This window comes from Variovorax raffinosi (genome assembly GCF_051216615.1).
Taxonomy (GTDB): domain Bacteria; phylum Pseudomonadota; class Gammaproteobacteria; order Burkholderiales; family Burkholderiaceae_C; genus Variovorax.
Genome location: NZ_JBPJZR010000005.1, coordinates 232857 through 253025, shown reverse-complemented (window position 1 = coordinate 253025; position 20169 = coordinate 232857). Strand labels below are relative to the sequence as shown.

Here is a 20169-nt window from a genome sequence, read left to right as displayed (position 1 = left end):
TGACTCAGTTGGAGGGCGGGTACCGGTCGACCAGCCGATTCTGCCTCCGGTTGAGCCGTGCGAGCGCGAGCAGGCCGATCGGCCGCACGCCGGCCTTGCGTTGGGCCGCACCAATGGAAAACAGCAGCCGCTGCTTGGCGAACACCATGCGAAAGCCTTGCAGCACGCCGGTGTCCGGGTCCCAGGCTTCGATGGCTTCGGAGCCCGCACCGTTGATTTCCATCAGGGTGAAGCCGCGCCCGGCGCCCAGCTCGCGCAGGCTGTCATAGCGCAGGTCGAAGCGCCCGAAGTGAAAGTCGGGCATGTCGCGCGCGACCGCATCGATGGCGCGCACCAGCTCCGGCGTGATGAGCGCAGCGCCGTCGCGGTACAGCCCGCCCACGCGGGTCGAGCCGATGGTGGCCAGTCGCACCTGCTGCCCGGCGGCGGGCACGCTGTCGGGCGGCACGCTGCATTGGTGGCGCGGCGAGCGTGCGATGCGGCGCGCGCGCACATCGGCGGCCACCAGTTCGGCCACCGTGCTGTGGCCGTCGCCCGTCACGCGCGGGAAGTAGCGCAGTGCCAGCCCGATGATGCGGCCCTGGCCGCTGACCGGGTCGCGCGCATAGAAGATGCCGGCTTCGCCTTCCTGCGGCAGGTAGCGCTGCAGCACCACGGTTTCATCGCGCGGGAATGCGTGCAGGTAGGCCTGCAGGGCGGCCATGTCGGCCAGCAGGCGAACGCCGTAGCCGCACAGGCCGAGGTTCGGCTTGGCGACCACGGGGAAGGCGAGGCCGCTGTCGGCCATGGCTTGCTGAAGCGAGGCTTCGGTTGCCGAGCCGTCGTTGAAGACCCCGCAGTAGTCGGCCGTGACCGAGCGCGCCAGCGGCCCCATGCCATTGAAATATTCGAGCTTGCCTTCGCCCACCAGCCCGCCCGAGGTGATGTGCGGGTTGGCGGCGGACGGAACGGTGGCGCCGCCATAGCGCAGCGAGAGCCACAGCCACTGCACGACCAGCGGCACGCAGATGAGCCACTTGGGCATGCGTTCGAGCACGCTGCATTCGCGCACCACGGCCAGCCGGCCGGTGTCCACGCCGAGGTCGAGTTCGGCGGCCATCAGGCAGCTCCCGCGCGGCGGGCGGCGACGAGCCCGACGGCCGCGATGCGGTCGATGTGCGCATACACCGGCCGCTCGAGTTCTTCGCCGAACACATCGGGATCGATCTCCGCGTACGACCATTCGCAGCCCGAGGCTTCCAGCAGTGGCTGCATCTCCGCGATGAAGGGGTCTTCCCCGTCGACGATGGCCACGCCCGTGTAGAGCAGCAGTTGCCCGCCCGGTGCGAGCCGCCGCAGCGACTCGGCCGCGATGCGCGCGCTGAGCGCCCGCCCGAGCCGTGTGCCGCCGTGCCGGTACGCGCGTTGCGCCGCATCGTCGAGGTAGGGCGGGTTGGAGATGATGAGGTCGAAGTCGCCTTCGACGGACGACAGTGCATCGCCTTGTGCCAGCGTCACCGGCACTTGCGCCACGTCTGCGTTGACGGCGGTGAACTGCAGCGCCAGCGGGTTGATGTCGTTCATGACCACCGCAGACGACAAGCCGGCTTCGGCCAGCGCGCGTGCTGCGGCAATGCCGCCCGCGCCACTGCCGCAGCCCACGTCCAGCACGCGCAGCGGGTGCGGCGTGTGCGCCCGCTGAGGCTGCAAGGCATGGCGGACGAAGCGCGCGAAGCGGCTGGTGTCGGGCCCGAAGAACACCGCGTTCTCCTGCACGGTCGGGTAGGCCGAGTGAAAGAACAGGTCGTCGCCAAGGCTGGCGATGCGCACGGTGCTTTGCAGCAGCGCGCCCGAATGCCGCACGATGCCGGCGTCCTTCATGCCGGCCAGCAGCGACGGCGAAACGGCGCCGGTCTCGAACGGCAGGCTCCAGCCGAAGATGTCCCGCAGCGTGGTGCCGGGTTCGCGCCCGCGCCGGGCCATCACGCGCTGGTGGGTGAGCGGCGTGACCGTGGTGAAGCGGTAGCCGGTGGCGGCCACCTCGCGCAGCACGCCGGCGGCATTCAGCATGCGAGCGCCTCTTCGGTGCGCAGCAAGGTGTCGCTGTAGCGCGCGAAGCAGCGCTCGCCGCACACCAGCCGCATGAGCGCGCCTTCGGCGATGAACTGCCCGCAGGCCGGGTCGGCCTCGACCAGCGGGTGGATCACCTCGCGCATCCATGCGCGCGCATGTGACACGTCCAGCGCCCCATGCAGGTCGAAGTAGGCCCGCGCACGGCCGCTCAGACCCAGGCGGCGCATGCCGGCCGCCACCTGCTTCACGCGGCCGGGGGCCGTGAGTTCGATGACGCCGAGCGCGCCGATGGCGTGGTAGCCGTAGCGGCGCGTGGTCGCCAGGCCGACCATGGTGTTGGCGAGCGCGAGCGATTCCCACACGGTGGTGTCGATGCGCGGGTGCAGGTCGAGTTCGCGCACCATGTGTTCGAGCATCTGGCCGTGCATCGCGCTCTGCTTGCCATGGCCCATCTCGTCCCAGAAGTTGCGCGCGCATTCGAGCTTGGGCTGCGGCGGCAGCTTGACCTGGGTGTAGGCCAGCAGGTCCTCGAAGCCCGCTTCGCCTGCCGCTTCCTGCGTGAGGAACCAGCGCATCTGCGGCAGCGTGGCTTCGTGTGCCAGCCAGTCGAACAGCGGGTGCTGCTGGCCGGGGCCGGTGTGTTCGAGGGCCTGGAACCATTCGATGAAGTGCGTTGCGTTGCCCGCTGCGCCTGCGGCCTGCTCTTGCACCATGGCGCGCAGGGTTTCGAGGTAGTGGCCCTCCATCAGCCGGCAGTCGTGCTCGCGGGCCAGATCTTCCTGCCACCGTGCAGAGGGAACACCGAGCCGCAGCCGTTCGGCGTTGAATTTCGCCAGGCGCCGGTGAAGCTGCGTGTTTTTCTCGTTGTGGGTGTCGTGCGCAGACATGGCCGTTCCTTGTTGTCCAGCAGGGAAGGGGCAGCGTGCGCCTTTGCGGCGTGGCTGTCCGTCAGACAGCGGCTACAAATTCGTCCCCGGGCAGGGCCGGGGCCTCGGGGCCTTCAGGTTGCCCAGATGCGCGGGGTGGCCGCGTTCAGTTGCCACAGCTCGCTGCGCCATGCCAGCCAGACCTGCCGCAGCAGTTTCATGGCGGGCTCGACCACGGGGGCCAGCACGCGCAGCACCACCACTTCAGGGTGCGGGCTGGTGGCGCCCGCGCTGTCCTGCAGGCCATGCGCATCGAGCAGGTCGCGCGCCTGGGCGAGCAGCGCATCGCGACGCGCGCGTGCCACCGGCGAGCCGGCCACGAAGAACAGCGAGGCCATGCAGCGGTGCCCGCCCAGCCCGAGCGGGCTTTGCAGCAGCCGGTGGTCGGCCGCGTCGATGCGCCCGCGCTCCAGCCACACGCCGGGCACTTCGATGTGCTGCAGGTAGGTGCCGCGCTCGAAGGGCTGGTTGGCGTTCGGCAGGCCGAGCGCGGTGACGTCCCAGCCGATCAGCTCGGCGCCGGGTTCGACTTCGATGTTCAACCGGTTCTCGGCCTGGCAGCCGCTGTAGCAGATGGCTTCGAGCGGCAGCCATTCGAGCCGCGCGCCGGCCGCCAGCCGGATGCGCGTGCGCTGCAGCGCCAGTTCGTCTTCGGAGCGGTAGAAGCGCGAGGCGCCCGGCGTGGTGATCAGGCCGTGGCTGCCGTCGGCCGCCTCGATGTCGATGTCGAGCGTGTCGCCGCCCACCAGGCCGCCCGGCGGATGCACCAGCACGTTGTGGCAGACGGTGTCGCCTTCGGGGTAGAGGCTCTGCAGGATGCGCAGCGGCCCGTCGTGCCGGAAACGGGCGACGGTGCGGGCGGCTTCTTTTTGGTAGTCGAGATGGAGACGGGCGTGCCAGGGCATGCGGCGAGTCTAGTGCGCGGTCTTGCGTCCGGTCAGACCTTCCAGGCGCCGTCGTGCGCGGCGCTGGCTTCGTCGATCAAAGCCGGCCCGATGCATTCGATCGGATGCGGCGAAGCGCGGAACACGTCCCGGCACGACAGTTCGGCATCGCGCTGGTCTTGCCGTTCGCCACGGAACACGCGCAGGCGCTCGGCGTCGATGCCGAACACGACGCGGCCGATGTTCGACCAGAAGATCGCGCCCGCGCACATCACGCAGGGTTCGCCCGAGGCGTAGAGCGTGGCGCCCGCGAGTTCTTCGCGCGGGATGTTGCGCCCGGCCAGCGCGCGCAGCGCATTGATCTCGGCATGGGCGGTGCAGTCGCCGGTTTCGGTGTTGCTGTTGCCGGCCTCGGCCAGCACTTCGCCTGCGGCCGAGACGATGACCGAGCCGAAGGGCCGGTTGCCGCGTCGGCGCGCCGCGTGCGACCAGACGATGGCCTTGCGCAGGTAGCGGCCGTCGCGTTCGTCAAGCGTGGTTTCTTCGGGGAAGGTGGTGGAGTTGCTGGAGTTCATGCCTTGGTGGGGATCGTTCGTTCGCTGCGCGATGGGAGCATGGTGCCGTTGAAGATGGCGTCGGACGCGGGCTTGACCTTCAGGCCGAACACATCGGCCACTTCGTCGACCTGCTGTTCGAGCGTGAGCTTTTTGATGTCACCGAGGCCGTGGCCGCGCGTGTCCGCCGCGCCCACATACTGCGCCGTGACGCCCCAGCGTTCAAGCTCGATCTTCTCGTCGAGGATGGGCTCGCGCTGGCGCATGGCGGCGATGCTGGGGGCGGGGTTGGCAAAGGTCTCGACGATGGCGCGGTTGGTCGCGCGCAGGAAGGCGGCGACCACCTTCGGGTTTTGCGCGATGAGGTTGCTGCTCGCCAGGATCGCGTTGCCATAAAGGTTGACGCCCGCGTCCGCGTACTTCAGCACCGAGAGTTCTTCGGGCTTCATGCGCGCGAAGAGCGAGATGGCCGAATCGTGGAAGTAGGTGGCGGCATCGACGTCGCCGCGCACCATCACGTTGTCGCGCGCGCTGAAGTCGGTGGTCTGCCACTGGAAGGCGTCGGCGCGCATGCCTTGCTTGCGCGCCACCATCGGCCAGGCACGGCGGGTCGACTCGACGGCAGCCGCTGCCACCTTCTTGCCGGCGAGGCTCTTGAAGTCACCCGTCACGCCACGGTCCTTGCGGCCGATGATCACGAACGGTGCGCGGTTGTAGTACTGGTACACCGCCTGCACCATCGGCGTGCCGGGGTTCTGCGCATTGAACTCGACCAGCGAGCTGATGTCGCCCAGGCCCAGTTGATAGACACCGCTGGCGATGCGCGTGATCGACGCGACCGAGCCGGCGCCGGTGTCGATGCTCACGTCCAGGCCTTCGTCCCTGTAGTAGCCCTTGGCTTGCGCGAGGAAGAAGGGCGCGGTCTGCCCGTTGATGCGGAAGTCGAGCGTGAACTTGAGCGGGGTGAGCTTGCCGCCGCCCTGTGCCAGTACGGAAGGGGCGGCAAGCGATGCGGCGACGGCGGAGGTGGTGGCCGCGAGAAAGGATCGGCGTTGCATGGTGGGGCCTCGGAATCGTGGGTCTTGAAAATCCCCCTGCAGGGCAGCAGAAGGCGCTTCAAGAGCAATTTCCGGGCGGCGCACCCGGGTGGTGCGTGCGCTGCTGAACGCTTCTACTCTTGCCGGGGGTATTGCAGGAGGCATGCCAAGGCGAATCGCTCGGGCTTTGCGCGAAAGTGCGTGCATCGGCCGCGAGGGCGCGCCACAATCCGGGCGCGCAATTTGCATGGCATCTGGCGCAGAGTAGAAGCGTTCAGCCCCTTGCCTTCACAACAGATATCCCGAAGGCACCGCGGTCGGAAATTGCTCTTTCACGTTCGTCCCCACACGCACACCGAAGGAGTCCGCGCATGCTCGTTACCCAACAACCCGTCTTCCGCAAGTTCTGGCATGCCGTCATGCCGCTCACCGAACTGGCCCACGGCCCCAAGCCTTTCAGGCTGCTGGGCGAAGACATCGTTCTCTTTATCGACGCCGACGGCCAGCCCGCCGCGCTGCGCGACCGCTGTTGCCACCGCACCGCGAAGCTCTCCAAGGGCTGGTGCGTGGATGGCGAAGGCAAGGCCTGCGGGCAGGGCGCCATCCAGTGCGGCTACCACGGCTGGACTTACGACCGCAGCGGGCAGGTGATCCGGATTCCGCAGTACGAGGCCGACCGCAAGATTTCGCCCGACTACCGCACGACGGCCTACCGCTGTACTTCGCGCTACGGCTATGCATGGGTGGCGCTGGAAGAGCCCATTGCCGACATTCCGGCGATTCCGGAGTTCGAGGACGCGGGCTATCGCACCATCTTCCAGTTCTACGAGGAGTGGCAGACCAGCCCGATGCGCGCGCTCGAAAACTCTTTCGACAACTCGCACTTCAGCTTTGTGCACCGCGCCACTTTCGGCGTGGCCGCGAGCCCGAAGCCGAGCAAGTACGAGCTGGTCGAGAACGAGTCGGGCTTCTACGCGGAGACGGTGATCGAAGCGAACAATCCGGTGAAGTTTCACGCGATCAGCGGCGTGACCGATGCGATCACCACGCGCCACATGCGCAACGCTTACTTCCTGCCGTTTTCGCGCCGGCTCGACATCGAGTACCCCTCGGGCATTCGCCACATCATCATCAACTGCTTCACGCCCATCGACGATGGCCGCATGCAGTTGTGCCAATGGCTGTTTCGCAATGACACGGAGGCGGATTGCGCGGCGCAGATGCTGATCGATTTCGACGAAGAGATCACGCGGGAGGACAAGGACATCCTGGAGTCGACGGACCCTGATGCGCTGGTCGATACGCGGCGGCGCGGGGTCGAGTATTCGATGGAGTCGGATCGGCCTGGGATGTTGATTCGCAAGCATCTGATGCAGTTGCTTGCCAGGCATGGTGAGGCTGAGGTTTATCGCGGTATGGGTACTGCGGTTGTTCCTATTGCCAAGGCTGCATGAGGGGCTTGCTGCGCTGCTTGTTCTGAGCGCTGCTGTTCGGGTGCGGGTGCGGGTGCGGGTTCATTCGGGGTACGTGCGAATGACACCAGGAGCTCCCCTCCGCGAATGTCCCCCGCTTCGCTCCTCCTTTATTTCGCTGCGGGGAGCACCTGGTGTCATTCGCACAGGGACACGCTCTGCGTTTGCGGCCGATCAACCAGTGCTCTGAGCGCTCACGTCGATACGGGGCTCTTTTTCGCGAAATAAAGGAGGAGCGAAGCGGGGGACATTCGCGAAAAAGAGCACCGTGTCGGCGTGAGTGCCGCCCTGAACAGCAGCGCCAACAAACAACCAAATCGGCAAGTCAAGCAGGCGCGGTCGTGGGGTTCGGACGCGTACCGCGCGACGACGTTTCCTCATAGCGGTCCATGCCCAATCCGTCGGTGCGGATTTCCGGCCGCTGGCCCATCACCATGTCGGAGATGAGCTTGCCTGAGCCACAGGCCATGGTCCAGCCCAACGTGCCGTGGCCGGTGTTGAGGAACAGGTTCGCATAGCGCGTGGCGCCGACGATGGGCGTGCTGTCGGGCGTCATCGGGCGCAGGCCGGTCCAGAAGCTGGCGTTGGGCAGGTCGCCGCCCGGGAACAGGTCGCTCACCACCTTCTCGAGCGTGGCACGGCGGTTCGGATTCAGGCGCAGGTCGTAGCCGCCGAGTTCGGCCATGCCGCCCACGCGGATGCGGTTGTCGAAACGGGTGACCGCGACCTTGTAGGTCTCGTCGAGCACCGTCGATTGCGGCGCGAGCGATTCATCGACCAACGGCACGGTGAGCGAATAGCCCTTGACCGGGTAGACCGGGATGTCGAGGCCCAACGATGCGATGGCGGCGCGCGAGTAGCTGCCGAAGGCCATCACATAGCGGTCGGCCGTGAGGATCTTGCCGGTGGTGGTGCGCACGCCGGTGATGCGACCGCCGTCGGTTTCCAGGCCGTCGATGGTCTGGCCGAAGCGGAAGTCCACGCCCAGGCCGCGTGCGATGTCGGCCAGGCCGCGCGTGAACAGGTGGCAGTCGCCGGTTTCGTCGTTGGGCAGGCGCAGGCCGCCCGTGAGGCGGTCGCGCGCGCCGGCCAGCGCGGGCTCGACGCTGGCGAGCGCATCGCGGTCGAGCAGTTCATAAGGCACGCCGCATTCTTCAAGCACCGCGATGTCGCGCTGCACCGCATCGAGCTGCGCCTGCGTGCGGAACAGTTGCAGCGTGCCGCCGGTGCGGTGCTCGTACTGCAGGCCGGTGTCGGCGCGCAACTGCTGCAGGCAGCCGCGGCTGTATTCGGCCACGCGCATCATGCGTTCCTTGTTGATCGCATAGCGCTCGGGCGAGCAGTTGCGCAGCATCGCGGCCATCCAGCGCAACTGGTAGAGCGTGCCGTCGGGGCGGATCGACAACGGCGCGTGCTTCTGGAACATCCACTTGATCGCCTTCAGCGGAATGCCCGGCGCGGCCCACGGCGTGGAGTAGCCGGGCGACACCTGGCCGGCATTGCCGAAGCTGGTTTCTTCCGCCGGGCCGGCCTGCCGGTCGAGCAGGGTGACCTCGGCGCCGGAGCGTGCGAGGTAGTAAGCCGTGGTGGTGCCGATCACGCCGCCGCCGAGAACGATGACTTTCATGGTGTATCCGCTGATTCAAATGGAATGATGTGAATCTAAAGTGCACAATGCAGTGAATTCCATCGTTTTTGGAGGTTTGACGGTGGAATCCACTGCAGAGAAACCTCCAATGCCACGCGCGGAGTGAAATGCCCGAACTCGACCGAATCGACCGCAAGATCCTCGACCTGCTGCAGCGCCAGGGCCGCGTCTCCATGACCGAGCTGGCCGAGCACATCGGCCTGTCGGCCTCGCCCTGCGCCGAGCGCGTCAAGCGCATGGAACGCGACGGCGTCATCACCGGCTACCACGCGCGCGTGTCGCCCGAGGCGCTGGGCAAGACGCTGTTGGTGTTCGTCGAAATCAAGCTGTCGGCCAAGTCGGGCGACGTGTTCGACAAGGTGAAGCAGGAACTGCTGCACATGCCCGAAGTGCTCGAATGCCATCTGGTGTCGGGCAGCTTCGACTACCTCGTGAAGGCGCGCCTGAGCGGCATGAGCGAGTACCGGCACCTGCTGGGCGACATATTGAAGAAGCTGCCGGTGGCGGCTGAATCGCACAGCTACGTGGTCATGGAAGAGATCAAGGAAACGCTGATCCTCGCAGTGGACCGCTGAGCGCCGCGGCTACCATCGCCAGCGTATGCAACAAGACTCCGCCGCCATCACCATCCGTCCCTGGCAACTCGCCGACTTCGACGCCGTCAAGGCCATCCTCGACGACACCTTCGCGAGCACCTGGCAGCCGCAGCTCACGCCCGAGGCCCTGCAGGCCTACCGCGACAGCGGCGAGCCGGTCGGCTACATCGACCAGATGGGCACCGCCTTCTTCGTGGCCGAGATCGACGGCGAAGTGGTCGGCATGGTGCATTGGGAACACGACTTCGTGCATGCACTGCACGTGCCCACCGCGCACCAGCGCAAGGGCATCGCCCGCGCGCTGATGGCCTTTGCCGAAGACGGCATGCGCGCGGCGGGCGTCGAAGTGGCACGGCTCGAAACCGACACCTTCAACGAAAGCAGCCAGGGCTTCTACACGGCGTACGGCTACCGCGAGGCCGGCCGCTACCCCGATCTCGAATGGCACAGCGGCTTCACGACCATCCTGTACGTGAAGCCGCTCGGCGCCTGAACCCTTTCCCTTCACCAAGGACACCGGCATGAGCATTTCGATCCACCGCGACGGCACCACCGGCACGCGCCACATCCTCAAGATCCGCAGCCACGAGATTCCGGTTGACGCCTCGCCGGAGGGCGGCGGCAGCGATGGCGGCCCGACGCCGCACGACCTGTACGACGCATCGCTGGCCGCCTGCAAGGCGCTGACGGTGTTGATCTATGCGCGCCGCAAGGGCATTCCGGTGGAAGACATCGAAGTGGTGGTCGACCGCGACGACAGCGAGGAACGCAAGGGCGTCTACCGCTTGAAGTCGGGCCTGCGCCTGACCGGTGACCTGACCGACGTGCAGCGCGACGAGCTGCTGCGCGTGGCGGGCAAGTGCCCGATCCACAAGCTCATGACCGAGGTGAAGACCGAGATCGAGACCGGCTGGGCTGATTGATTAATTGATTGATCGATCAGCGCAGCACGCGGTAGGCCCGCAGGGCACGCAGCAGCGCCCACAGGCCCGCTTCCGCCGGCACGTTCTTCTCGTTGAACGACACGGCGATGTACACGTCGTCGGCCGGCACATAGGCCACGATGCTCGTGAAGCCCTCGATGCCGCCGCTGTGGCCGAGCATCAGCCCGGGGCCGTCGGGCACGTCGTACAACTGCACACCCATGCCGTAGAAGGCATTGCTCCCGGCATAGGGCCCGAGCATCGGCGGCATGTCGGTGAACATGCGGTGCACCGTCTGCGCGGGCAGCACCTGTCCGGCCAGCAGCGCATGCCAGAAGTGCACGAGGTCGCTCGCGGTCGATGCCAGCGCGCCGGCTGCGTAGGGCGTGGCGTACTGGTCCGGCGCGTCGACGGGGCGGCCGGTCGCATGCCCCGCCACCACGGGCAGCGCGACGCCGGGCTGGCGCATCACCGTGTGGGAGAGCGACAGCGGCTGCAGCAGCCGCTTGGCGAGCACGTCGGACAGCGGTATGCCTTCGATCTTCTCGACGATCACGCCGAGCATCGCGTAGCCGGTGTTGGTGTAGCTCCAGCCCGTGCCGGGGCAGAACTGGGGCGGCTGCGCGGTGCCGAGCGCGATGATCTCGGCGGGCGGGCGGTACTTCGTGCCGAACGAAGGCAGCGCGTTGAAGCTCACCAGCCCGTTCGTGTGCCGCAGCAATTGCTCGATGGTGATGAGCCGCGCATTCGGCGCATCGGGAAACCAGTGGTCGATGGTGTCGCCGAGCTTCAGCTTGCCCTCGTTGACGAGTTGCAGCACCACGGCCGCCGTGAAGGTCTTGGCCGTGCTGGCGACCTGGAAGGCCTGGTCGGCAACGACCGGTGTGGACGATGCCTTGTTCGCCATTCCGCGCGTGGCGGACCACATGCCTTCGCCCGGAATCGCGACCGCCACGCTGGCGGCGGGCACGTGCTGGAGCATCCTGTCGAGCGCATCGCCCAGGGTCTTTTGCAACTCGGCGGGGAGTTCGCCATCGATGGGGCGGCCGAAGTCCTTGCGCCACACCGCCTCGGGCGCCGAACGCATCGGCGGACCGACGTAGACGGGCGAGGGCGCGCAGGTCGATTGCGCCAGTGCCAGGCCGGGCGAAAGCTGCAGGGCCGCGAAGAACACGGCCGATGAAATCTTCAGCAGCGATGGCATGTGGTTCTACCGGCTTGCGCGATCACTTCGCCGCTTCGGCCTTCTTGCGCGCGGCATCCACGCGCTTGGCGTAGAGGTCGCCCCAATCGGCCAGTGGGCCGAGCGCTGCGTTGAGCGTTGCGCCCATCTTGGTCTCGGAATATTCGACGCGCGGCGGCACTTCATGGAACACCTCGCGGTGGACGATGCCGTCGGTTTCCAGCTCGCGCAGTTGCTGGATCAGCATCTTCTCGCTGATGGCGGGCAGCAGCCGCTTCAGTTCGCCGAAGCGGCAGGGCTTGGCGTGCAGCTCCCAGAGGATCACCGCTTTCCACTTGCCGCCGATGACGTCGAACGCGGGACCGATACCGCAGTTGTAAGGCTTCTTGGACTTCATGAGGGTTCCATTACTGTCGTTTAAGTAAGTACCTTACTTTATTGTAGGTACTTGACCGTTGGGATGCGAAATTTCTACGATGCGGGCGTCATCACAACCTGCGAACAAATCGTCATGAGCAACAAGGAAGTTTCCGTTCTGGGCCTGGGCGCCATGGGCCTCGTCATTGCACAGATCTACCTGGACCAGGGCTACAAGGTCACGGTGTGGAACCGCACGGCGGACAAGGCCGATGCACTGGTGGCCAAGGGCGCCGTGCTGGCGCGCAGCGCGGCCGAGGCGTTTCGCGCCAGCCGCGTCGCCGTGATGTGCGTGTACGACTACCGCGCCGCAGAAGCCATCTTTGCGATGGACGGTGTTGCGGCTGCCATGGACGGCCGCCTGCTGGTGCAACTGACCACCGGCAGCCCGCGCGATGCGCGCGACGCCGAAGGCTGGGCGCACCGGCACGGCGCCGCGTACCTCGAAGGCGCGATCCAGGCCGCGCCGGACCAGATGGGCCGCCCTGACACGCCGCTGCTGGTGTCCGGCGCGCAAGGCGTGTTCAACGAGGCCGAGCCGTGGCTGAAGGTGCTGGCCGGCGGCATCGTCTACCTGGGCGAAAAGGCCAGCGCGGCGGCGGCCATGGACCTGGCCACGCTGTCCACCATCTACGGCACGATGCTCGGCTTTCTGCATGGCGCGCGCATTGCCGAGCACGAAGGCTTCGACGTGGCCGAGTTCGGCCGCATCGTCGCGGGCATCATGCCGACCTTCGCGGCCTTCCTTCAGCATGAAGGCTCCGTGATCCAGTCCGGCGACTTCACGATCTCGCAAAGCCCGATGCGCATTTCGGTCGAGGCGACGCAGCGCATCCTGCAGGCGGCGCAAGAGGCGAACATCAACAGCGAGTTTCCGGCCTTTGCGTCGGGCCTTTTCAAGCGGGCCGACGCGGCGGGACTCGGTGGCGAGGAACTGGCGGCGCTGATCAAGCTGTTGCGTCAATAGATGGAGCACCGCAGGGAATGGGCGTTGATGTTCAAGCCCATGTCATGAACTGGATCGCCCGCAACACCTCGGCTTCGCGCTCCATGTAGAAGTCGGTGTGGCCGCAGTTGTCGAGGGTCAGGCGATGCGGCGTGTTCAGCGCGGTCATGAGGCGGTTCGAGTCCGAGATGCGTGCGTGCCGGAAGATGCGCAGGTAGTCCGCCGCGTCTTTCGCCGTCTTTGCATCGAGCGGCAGTTCGAGCCAGGGAAACAGGTCGCGGTTGTCGGCCGGCAGGGCGGTCACGACCAGCGAGGGCGCGCGCACGGCCCGGTAGTCGGGCGAGAAGTTGTGGGCGGCGGTGTCCATGGCGGTGTCGATGTCCTCGGGTGTGTTCATGCGCACGCTGCCGTCGGCGCGCAGGTCGACGGCATCGAGCAGGTTCGCTTCGAGCGCGGGCCACCAGTTCTTGGTCTTGCGCCGGTTGAAGGCAATGGCCGCCTCCAGCGAACGGCCGTCCTTGGGGCCCGGCCTGGGTTCGTCGAGCCGCCGGTTGAGCGGGGGCTCCTCGCCGCCGGTGTCGCCGCTCACGGTGTAGTCGAAGCTGGTGTCCAGGTAGATGAGCCCGCGCACCCGCTCGGGGTGGCGCCCCGCAAAGCGCGTCAGTTCGTTGCCCGCGATCGAATGGCCGCCGAGCACCACGCGCAGCAGGCCCAGTTCGTCGAGCACCGCCTTCAGGTCGGAGGTGAGCGTGTCCACCTCGTAATGCTGGGTGGCCGTCTTCACCGGCAGCGGCTTGTCTGACTGGCCGTAGCCGCGCCGGCTGATCGCCACCACGCGCGAGCGGGAGGCCAGCGCGGGCGCCAGGCTGTCGAAACACCGCGCATTGCCGCCCAGGCCCGCCAGCAGCACAATGGTCGGCCCGGTGGCGCCGGGGCGCTGCCAGTCGCGCACCTGCAATGAGACATCGGGCGCGGTCGACACTTTCACGCGGCGGTCGGTCACGGATACCGGGCCGTGGCCGGCGCTGCTGCCCACTCCCACATGAGGGGCGCTGCTGCGGCCGCAGGCTGCGAGGCCGGCCACGCCGGTGAGTGCCAAGGTACGCAGGATGTCTCTTCGGCCGGGCTGGAACCGGGTGGGCCGAAGCGGCTGGACAGGGGAGCGATTGACGTCGAAGTTCCGTGTGTGAGGCATCGATTCAGTGTCGTTTTCGTACCTGAAGAACCCCTGCAGCATTCATGAAGATTTCCTGAAGTGCGTGGTTGGTGCTTGGCAGATACTTCGGCCCTTATCCCGAAATCGGGCGAGTTCGCGTGGAGACCCATGAATCTTTTGCTTGTTGAGGACGACCTAGATCTCGGCAACGGCGTGCGCATTGCGCTGGCCAACCAGGGCATGGACGTGGTGTGGGTCCGCCGCCTCGACGACGCACTGCGCACCCTTGATGGCGGCACCTTCGACATGGTGCTGCTCGACCTGGGCCTGCCCGATGGCGACGGACTCGACCTGCTGTTCCGCCTGCGCCGCGACCGCCAGATCCTGCCGGTGCTGGTGCTGAGCGCGCGTGACGCGCTCAACGACCGCCTGCGCAGCCTGGACGACGGCGCAGACGACTATCTCGTCAAGCCCTTCGCGTTGGCCGAGCTGCTGTCGCGTGTGCGGGCGCTGGCCCGCCGCAGCTACGGCTTCAACGACGAGACCATCCGCATGCGCGGCCTGGCGCTGCACGAGCCCACACGCGGCGTGATCGTCGACGGCGAGCCGGTGGAACTGTCGCGCTGCGAATTCGACCTGCTGGCGCTGCTGCTCAAGCGCACCGGCCGCGTGGTCACGCGCCGCGTGATGGAAGAGCAGGTGCTGCCCGGTGGCCAGGCCAACGGCAGCAACTCGCTCGAAGTGCATATCTCCAACCTGCGCCGCAAGATCGGCCAGGGCTACATCCGCACGGTGCGTGGCATCGGTTATGTGATCGACGTGCAATCGCTGGTGCGGAGCAGCCCCAAATGATGCAGGCGCTGGCGCAGCGCTGGAAGAACTGGGCACAACCTTCCCTGATGCGGCGCCTGCTGCTGGCGCAGATGGGCGTGGTCGCCCTGCTGTGGACCATGGCGATTGCGCTGCTGCTGTACGACTCCTACGAAGACCCGGAGCTGCTGAAGTACGACAAGATCTACCAGACCGTGACCTCGATCGCGCAGAACCTGGTCGATCGCCCCGACAAGCAGCAGGAAACGCTCGCGGCCTTCGACGCCGCGCTGCTCGAAACCGTGGGTGACGGCGATGCCGCCTCCGACACCTCGCCCGTCATGCAGGTGTGGCAACGCGGCAAGCTGATCTACCGTTCGACGGCGGCGGTGCCCGTCATCTTGAATTCGGCGCCGAACCTCATCGAGACCGTCAAGGCGGGCGGGCGCGAGTGGCGTGCGCGCACGCTGCAGTCGCCCAACTCCGACACCAGCGTGATGCTGGCCGAGCCCAGCGTCTGGCGGCTGACGGTCACAGTCATCAACCGGGGCTTCTACCTGCTGCCGCTGGTCATCAGCCTGCCGTTCCTGATCTTTCCGGCCTGGCTGTCGGTGCGGCTGGCGCTGCGTCCGTGGCGGCAGGTGAGCAAGGAAACTTCCGAGCGCGGCCCCAACGACCTGACACCGCTGTCGTATGCGCCGCCCCACAAGGAACTGAAGCCGCTGGTGCACAGCATCAACAGCCTGCTGCAGCGGGTGCGCGACAGCACCTCGCGCGAACGCAGCCTGATCGCCGATGCGGCGCACGAGCTGCGCACGCCGTTGGCGGCGATGCGCGTGAACGTGGAGGCGCTGAAAGAGCAGAGCACCGACGAGGGCCAGCGCGAGTTGATGGGCAATCTGCTGCGAAGCAACGACCGCGCGGCGCGGCTGGTGGGCCAGTTGCTGCAGCTCATGCGCAGCGACGCCGTCTCCGACAGCGCCTTGCCGGTCATGCTGTCGCTCGACGCGCTGGTGCAGGACAGGCTCGCCATGATCGAAGGCCTGGCCAGCGCCCGCGACGTCGAGCTGGAACTGGTGAGCGACGACCGCGTGCCGGTGCTGGGCGAGCGCGAGAGCCTGGTCTCGATGATCGACAACCTCATCAACAACGCCATCAAGTACAGCCCGCCGGGCGGAACGGTCATGGTGCACGTGGCCCAGGACGGGCAGCAGGCCCTGCTGACGGTGGCTGACCAGGGCCCCGGCATCCCGGCCGCGCTGCGCGAGCGGGTGTTCGACCGGTTCTTCCGCAACCCCGACCAGAACCAGAGCGGCAGCGGCCTGGGGCTGGCCATCGTCAAGTCGGTGGTCGACAAGCACGGCGGCGAAGTGGTGCTGGGCGAAGCGCCGGGGGGCGGCCTGCTGGCCTCCGTGCGGCTGCCGCTGGCCATGGCCGACGCGCCCCAGCCCATGCTCTGCAGCTGAAACATCCCCTGCGGGGTGTGGCCAAAGGGCCTGGTCAGGTCCGTTTCGGGGCCCCGATTTACACTAGCCGGTGCGCTCTACAGGACACTTTCAAAAATGAAGTGGGTCATTCTTGCTATCTTCGCGCTCAGCGCGCTCTACGTTCATTTCCGCGGCCAGGTCCGGCACAAGTTTTTCAGACAGCTCTCTGACCACTCGACCTTCCTCGCCCCGCTGAACGTTTTCATGTACCTTTTCTCGAAGGTGCCGGGTACGCCGTACCTGTCGCCCGCGCAGTTCCCCGAAATGCGCATCCTCGAAGAGAACTGGGAAGTCATCCGCGAAGAAGCGCTGGCCATGCGCAACGGCGGCAGCATCAAGGCATCGAGCCAGTTCAACGACGTGGGCTTCAACTCCTTCTTCAAGAGCGGCTGGAAGCGCTTCTACCTGAAGTGGTACGACGAGGCTCATCCCTCGGCGGCGGTGCTGTGCCCGCGCACGACCGAGCTGCTCAAGGGCATCGGCACCATCAAGGCAGCCATGTTCGCCGAGCTGCCACCCGGCAGCCGCCTCGTGCGCCACCGCGACCCCTTCGCCGGCTCGCTGCGCTACCACCTGGGCCTGTGGACGCCCGGCGTCGAAGGCTGCTACATCGACGTGGACGGCCAGCGCTACCACTGGCGCGACGGCGAAGCCGTGGTGTTCGACGAAACCTTCATCCACTATGCCGAGAACACCACCGACCACGACCGCGTGATCCTGTTCTGCGACATCGAGCGCCCGCTGAAGTACCGCTGGGCCAGCGTGGTGAACCGCTGGTTCGCCAAGAACCTGCTGGCCGCCGCCAGCTCGCCCAACGACGCGGGCGACAAGACGGGCGGCATCAACCGCGCCTTCAAGTACATCTACCAGATCCGCGTGGTCGGCAAGCGCCTGAAGGCCTGGGACAAGCGCGCGTACTACCTCGTGAAGTGGGCCATCTTCGGCGGCCTTGCGCTCTGGATCTTCTGGTAGGCAAGGCTCAGGTCGGGCGTGCGTCGAACACGGTGGCGAACGCCTGCGCTACCGCCTCCACGTTGCGGCTGCCTTCGTCCGAGCTTCGCCAGACAAGGGAGAGCTTCCTGAAGGGAGCCCGGCTTCCGAGGCTCACCTCGCGTACCGCGTAGGCGCGCACCAGCGGGCGCCTTGGCTGGGGAACCACGGAGACTCCCAGGCCCTGGGCGACCATCGCGACGATGGCGTCCATCGAGCGCAACTCCATCACGCAGCGTGCGCTCGGCATCAGGCTGCGCACATACCGCGCCGCGACGCGGCCGCCCGCCAGGGACAGGTCGTAACCGACCCAGTCATGCGTCTCCAGCAGTTGCCTGGCGTTCTTTCCGGCGGCGTTCGGTGGGGCCAGCATCACATAGGGCTGGCGATGCAGTTCGCGCCAGATCAACCGGCGCGAGCCGCCCGATTCAGGACGCACCAGCAAGGCCACGTCCAGCCGCGCGGCCTTCAGTTCCGAGATCAGTTCATCGCTGTCGTTCAGCGGCGGCACTACGACATCGAGCGACGGGTGCCGTTGGCGCAGCGCATGCAGCGCCTGTGGCAGCACGTCGCTCTGCATGCTGGTGATCACCCCCACCCTGACGCGCCCCGCGACGTCCACCACCGGGCGGGAGCGCAGCGTCTGCAGCCGGTCGGAGAAGTCGCCCACGGCATCCACAACCTCACGGGCGAAAGCCGTCGGCAGCATCACGCGCGTCGAGCGGTCGAACAGCGGCTGGCCGAAATACTGTTCCAGCTGCTTGACCTGCAGGCTGACCGCGCTCGGGCTGCAACCGACGACCCCGGCAGCAGCGGTGAAGCTGCCCTGCTCGATGATGGTGCGCAGCGTGACCAGCAGGGCGAGATTCATGAAAAATTCTCACAGTTGAGATTTGTATATATCGCTTTACTCATTCTATGGCGTGCCTAGGATCGCCTTGTTGCCACCTCGATCCGCGTGGATTCACCCCCTCAGCCAGACTGGAAGCACCTGCCATGAAACCGACCCGACGCCACGCTGTCACGCACGCCAAGCGGCTGACCTGCATGCTCGCCATCGCGCTGGCTGCGTGGCAGGCACATGCCGCCGCAGCGTGGGTGCCCGAGCGGCCCATCCATCTCGTCTCGCCGAGCCCTCCGGGCGGCGGCACCGACGCTGTCGCCCGCCTGCTCGCGGCCAAGCTGGGCGACCAGGCCAAGTGGCAGGTCATCGTCGACACCAAGCCCGGCGCAGGCAACAACATCGGCCTGGAGTTCGGCGCCAAGTCGCCGCCCGACGGCTACACCGCCGTGCTTGGCGAAACCAGCAACCTCACGGTCAACCAGTTCCTTTATAAAAAGCTGAGCTTCGACCCCGTGAAGGACCTTGCGCCGGTCGCGCTGGTGGGCACCGGCGTGTCGGTGCTGGTCGTGAATGCCAACAGTCCGTTCGACAGCCTGGCGTCACTGCTGGCGGGTGCGAAGAAAAAGCCGCTGGCCTATGCATCGTCCGGCAACGGCACCGTGGGCCACCTGGTGGCCGAGAACCTGCGCGTTGCCACGGGTGCCAGCCTGCTGCACGTGCCCTACAAGGGAGGTGGCCCGGCAATGACGGACATGCTGGGTGGACAGGTCGACTTCTACATTTCCTCCCTGGTGTCCGCGCTGCCGTTGATCAAGGACCGCAAGCTGCGCGCGCTGGCGGTGACCTCAGGCACGAGGGACGCGTCGCTGCCCGAGGTGCCCACCTTCATCGAGAGCGGGTTCAAGGGCTTCGAGTACTACACGCTCTACGGTGTTGTTGTGCCCGCCAGGACGCCGGACAACATCGTCCGGACCATGAACCGGGAAATCAACCGCGTGCTCGATACACCGGACGTCCGGGCCAACCTCGCCACCCGCGGCATCTATGTGCGCACGGGCACGCCGGAAGCGTTTGACGCGTTCCTCAACAGCGAACGAAAAAAATGGGCGGAGGTCGTGAAAGCGTCCGGCGCGACGGCTGAATGACGCAAGCCACCACCACCACTGCGGCCTCGGCCGGGCTCCCTCCCGTGGACCTGCGCAGCGACACTGTGACGCGGCCCACGCCGGCCATGTACGAGCGCATCGCATCCGCCCCGCTGGGCGACGACGGGCTCGACGGCGACCCGACGGCGCTGGCGCTGGAAGCGGCCACGGCGACCTTGTTGGGCAAGCAGGCCGCGCTGTACGTGCCCAGCGCAACCATGGCCAACCTGCTGGCGATCCTTGCGCAGGCCGAGCGCCAGCAGCTGGTGCTGGCCGAGGCGGCCTCGCACATCTACGTGACCGAACGCGGCGCGGGTGCCCTGACCGGAACCTTCTACGAAGGCATTGCCGGCGTCGACGGCGCGATGGATCTGGACCGGCTCGCCGACGCGCTCGCACCTGGGCGCTACAAGCTTCGCGCGGGCGTCGTGTGCCTGGAAAGCTCGCACAACAACGCCGGCGGCGCGGTGCTGCCGCTCGCTCACATGCAGGCCGTGTTCGAGGCATCGAAGCGCGTGGGCGCATGCGTCCACCTCGACGGTGCGCGGCTGATGAATGCCGCGGTTGCCTTGGGCGTGCCGGCCGCGGAAATCACCGCCTTCACCGACACGGTGTCGCTCTGTCTTTCCAAGGGCCTGAGCGCGCCCATGGGGGCCGTGCTGGCCGGGTCGACCGGCACCATCGAGCGCGCCAGGTCGCTCAGGAAGATGCTCGGCGGCAGCCAGCGTCAAGTGGGCGTCGTGGCGGCGGCGGGGCTGGTTGCGATCACCTCCATGGTGGAGCGGCTTGCCGACGATCATGCGGCCGCCCGGCGGCTCGCGCAGGGCATCCGCCAGGTCCAGGGGCTTTCCACCAACGAACCGCAGACCAACATCGTGCAGGTCGATGTGAGCGCCACGGGGTTGGACGCGGCGCAATGGGCGCTCGAGCTGCACCGCCTGGGCGTGCTGGTTCGCCCCTGGGGCCGGCAGCGGCTGCGCTGCGTCACGCATCGCCATGTGGGTGAGCGCGAGGTCGACCGGGCCATGCAGTCCTTTGCGGCGGTGGCCGCGAAGGCCGCGCGGGATGCGCGCGGTTCAGCGGCCTGAACCTCGGCTGA

21 protein-coding genes are annotated in these 20169 nt (G+C 67.0%); 10 read left to right on the top strand and 11 right to left on the bottom strand.

The genetic code is table 11. The annotated features are described in order from the left end of the window. Positions 1–4: 4 nt before the first annotated feature. The 6 genes from ACSFB7_RS17645 to ACSFB7_RS17620 all read right to left on the bottom strand — a co-directional run bounded on the left by ACSFB7_RS17645 (position 5) and on the right by ACSFB7_RS17620 (position 5474). Positions 5–1099: a hypothetical protein gene (locus ACSFB7_RS17645; RefSeq protein ID WP_435472353.1), complete on the bottom strand. Its 1095-nt coding sequence runs from the start codon at positions 1097–1099 to the stop codon at positions 5–7. Then, positions 1099–2049 (bottom strand): methyltransferase, encoded by a 951-nt coding sequence (locus ACSFB7_RS17640; RefSeq protein ID WP_435472351.1) that lies wholly within the window; start codon positions 2047–2049, stop codon positions 1099–1101. The genes ACSFB7_RS17645 and ACSFB7_RS17640 overlap by 1 nt, the downstream gene beginning before the upstream one ends. Further along, entirely contained in the window at positions 2043–2939 is an 897-nt protein-coding gene (locus tag ACSFB7_RS17635; RefSeq protein ID WP_435472349.1) for an iron-containing redox enzyme family protein, read from the bottom strand. Before ACSFB7_RS17635 ends, ACSFB7_RS17640 begins: the two co-directional genes overlap by 7 nt. 113 nt (positions 2940–3052) lie before the next feature. Next, positions 3053–3883, bottom strand: a complete 831-nt coding sequence (locus ACSFB7_RS17630; protein WP_435472347.1) for an urease accessory protein UreD — start codon at positions 3881–3883, stop codon at positions 3053–3055. Positions 3884–3915: 32 nt separating this feature from the next. Beyond that, positions 3916–4437: a nucleoside deaminase gene (locus tag ACSFB7_RS17625; RefSeq protein WP_435472345.1), complete on the bottom strand. Its 522-nt coding sequence runs from the start codon at positions 4435–4437 to the stop codon at positions 3916–3918. Further along, positions 4434–5474 carry an ABC transporter substrate-binding protein gene (locus ACSFB7_RS17620; protein ID WP_435472343.1) on the bottom strand — a complete coding sequence of 347 codons (1041 nt, stop codon included), beginning with the start codon at positions 5472–5474 and terminating at the stop codon, positions 4434–4436. The genes ACSFB7_RS17625 and ACSFB7_RS17620 overlap by 4 nt, the downstream gene beginning before the upstream one ends. A gap of 350 nt (positions 5475–5824) precedes the next feature. On the opposite strand from ACSFB7_RS17620, the gene ACSFB7_RS17615 reads away from it, so the two are divergent. Further along, positions 5825–6907 carry an aromatic ring-hydroxylating dioxygenase subunit alpha gene (locus tag ACSFB7_RS17615; RefSeq protein ID WP_435472341.1) on the top strand — a complete coding sequence of 361 codons (1083 nt, stop codon included), beginning with the start codon at positions 5825–5827 and terminating at the stop codon, positions 6905–6907. Between the two features lie 343 nt (positions 6908–7250). Here ACSFB7_RS17615 and ACSFB7_RS17610 read toward each other — a convergent pair whose 3' ends face one another. Continuing rightward, complete coding sequence (locus ACSFB7_RS17610) at positions 7251–8552, bottom strand: D-amino acid dehydrogenase (RefSeq protein ID WP_435472339.1); 1302 nt, start codon at positions 8550–8552, stop codon at positions 7251–7253. Positions 8553–8680: 128 nt separating this feature from the next. Between ACSFB7_RS17610 and ACSFB7_RS17605 the strand changes: the two genes are divergently transcribed. From ACSFB7_RS17605 to ACSFB7_RS17595, 3 genes are read left to right on the top strand one after another with little or no spacing between them, the layout of a single operon-like run. Next, a complete protein-coding gene (locus ACSFB7_RS17605) occupies positions 8681–9148 on the top strand; it encodes a winged helix-turn-helix transcriptional regulator (protein ID WP_435472337.1) in 468 nt (155 codons plus the stop codon). A gap of 25 nt (positions 9149–9173) precedes the next feature. Further along, positions 9174–9662, top strand: coding sequence for a GNAT family N-acetyltransferase (locus ACSFB7_RS17600; RefSeq protein ID WP_435472335.1), 489 nt, complete (start codon positions 9174–9176; stop codon positions 9660–9662). Between the two features lie 28 nt (positions 9663–9690). Next, entirely contained in the window at positions 9691–10092 is a 402-nt protein-coding gene (locus tag ACSFB7_RS17595) for an OsmC family protein (protein ID WP_435472333.1), read from the top strand. A 16-nt stretch (positions 10093–10108) separates the two neighbouring features. On the opposite strand, the gene ACSFB7_RS17590 is transcribed toward ACSFB7_RS17595, so the two are convergent. Both ACSFB7_RS17590 and ACSFB7_RS17585 read right to left on the bottom strand, forming a co-directional pair. Then, entirely contained in the window at positions 10109–11296 is a 1188-nt protein-coding gene (locus tag ACSFB7_RS17590) for a serine hydrolase domain-containing protein (RefSeq protein ID WP_435472331.1), read from the bottom strand. A 22-nt stretch (positions 11297–11318) separates the two neighbouring features. Further along, entirely contained in the window at positions 11319–11672 is a 354-nt protein-coding gene (locus ACSFB7_RS17585) for a winged helix-turn-helix transcriptional regulator (protein WP_435472329.1), read from the bottom strand. A gap of 114 nt (positions 11673–11786) precedes the next feature. Between ACSFB7_RS17585 and ACSFB7_RS17580 the strand changes: the two genes are divergently transcribed. Further along, positions 11787–12659 (top strand): NAD(P)-dependent oxidoreductase, encoded by an 873-nt coding sequence (locus ACSFB7_RS17580; RefSeq protein WP_435472327.1) that lies wholly within the window; start codon positions 11787–11789, stop codon positions 12657–12659. Between the two features lie 31 nt (positions 12660–12690). Here ACSFB7_RS17580 and ACSFB7_RS17575 read toward each other — a convergent pair whose 3' ends face one another. Continuing rightward, positions 12691–13833, bottom strand: coding sequence for an alpha/beta fold hydrolase (locus ACSFB7_RS17575; RefSeq protein WP_435472325.1), 1143 nt, complete (start codon positions 13831–13833; stop codon positions 12691–12693). Between the two features lie 129 nt (positions 13834–13962). Here ACSFB7_RS17575 and ACSFB7_RS17570 point away from each other — a divergent pair, with 129 nt between their 5' ends. From ACSFB7_RS17570 to lpxO, 3 genes are all read left to right on the top strand, one after another. Next, positions 13963–14646 (top strand): response regulator, encoded by a 684-nt coding sequence (locus ACSFB7_RS17570; protein ID WP_093238458.1) that lies wholly within the window; start codon positions 13963–13965, stop codon positions 14644–14646. Continuing rightward, positions 14643–16070: a sensor histidine kinase gene (locus ACSFB7_RS17565; RefSeq protein ID WP_435472323.1), complete on the top strand. Its 1428-nt coding sequence runs from the start codon at positions 14643–14645 to the stop codon at positions 16068–16070. The genes ACSFB7_RS17570 and ACSFB7_RS17565 overlap by 4 nt, the downstream gene beginning before the upstream one ends. A 96-nt stretch (positions 16071–16166) precedes the next feature. Then, positions 16167–17063 (top strand): lipid A hydroxylase LpxO, encoded by an 897-nt coding sequence (gene lpxO / locus ACSFB7_RS17560; RefSeq protein ID WP_435472321.1) that lies wholly within the window; start codon positions 16167–16169, stop codon positions 17061–17063. A 7-nt stretch (positions 17064–17070) separates the two neighbouring features. Here the strand turns inward: lpxO and ACSFB7_RS17555 are convergent, their stop codons facing one another. Beyond that, on the bottom strand, positions 17071–17952 hold the full coding sequence (locus tag ACSFB7_RS17555) for a LysR family transcriptional regulator (RefSeq protein ID WP_435472319.1): 882 nt from the start codon (positions 17950–17952) through the stop codon (positions 17071–17073). Between the two features lie 125 nt (positions 17953–18077). Here ACSFB7_RS17555 and ACSFB7_RS17550 point away from each other — a divergent pair, with 125 nt between their 5' ends. Next, a complete protein-coding gene (locus tag ACSFB7_RS17550) occupies positions 18078–19070 on the top strand; it encodes a tripartite tricarboxylate transporter substrate binding protein (RefSeq protein WP_435472317.1) in 993 nt (330 codons plus the stop codon). Further along, positions 19067–20158 (top strand): GntG family PLP-dependent aldolase, encoded by a 1092-nt coding sequence (locus ACSFB7_RS17545; protein WP_435472315.1) that lies wholly within the window; start codon positions 19067–19069, stop codon positions 20156–20158. The genes ACSFB7_RS17550 and ACSFB7_RS17545 overlap by 4 nt, the downstream gene beginning before the upstream one ends. The last annotated feature ends 11 nt before the right edge of the window (positions 20159–20169 follow it).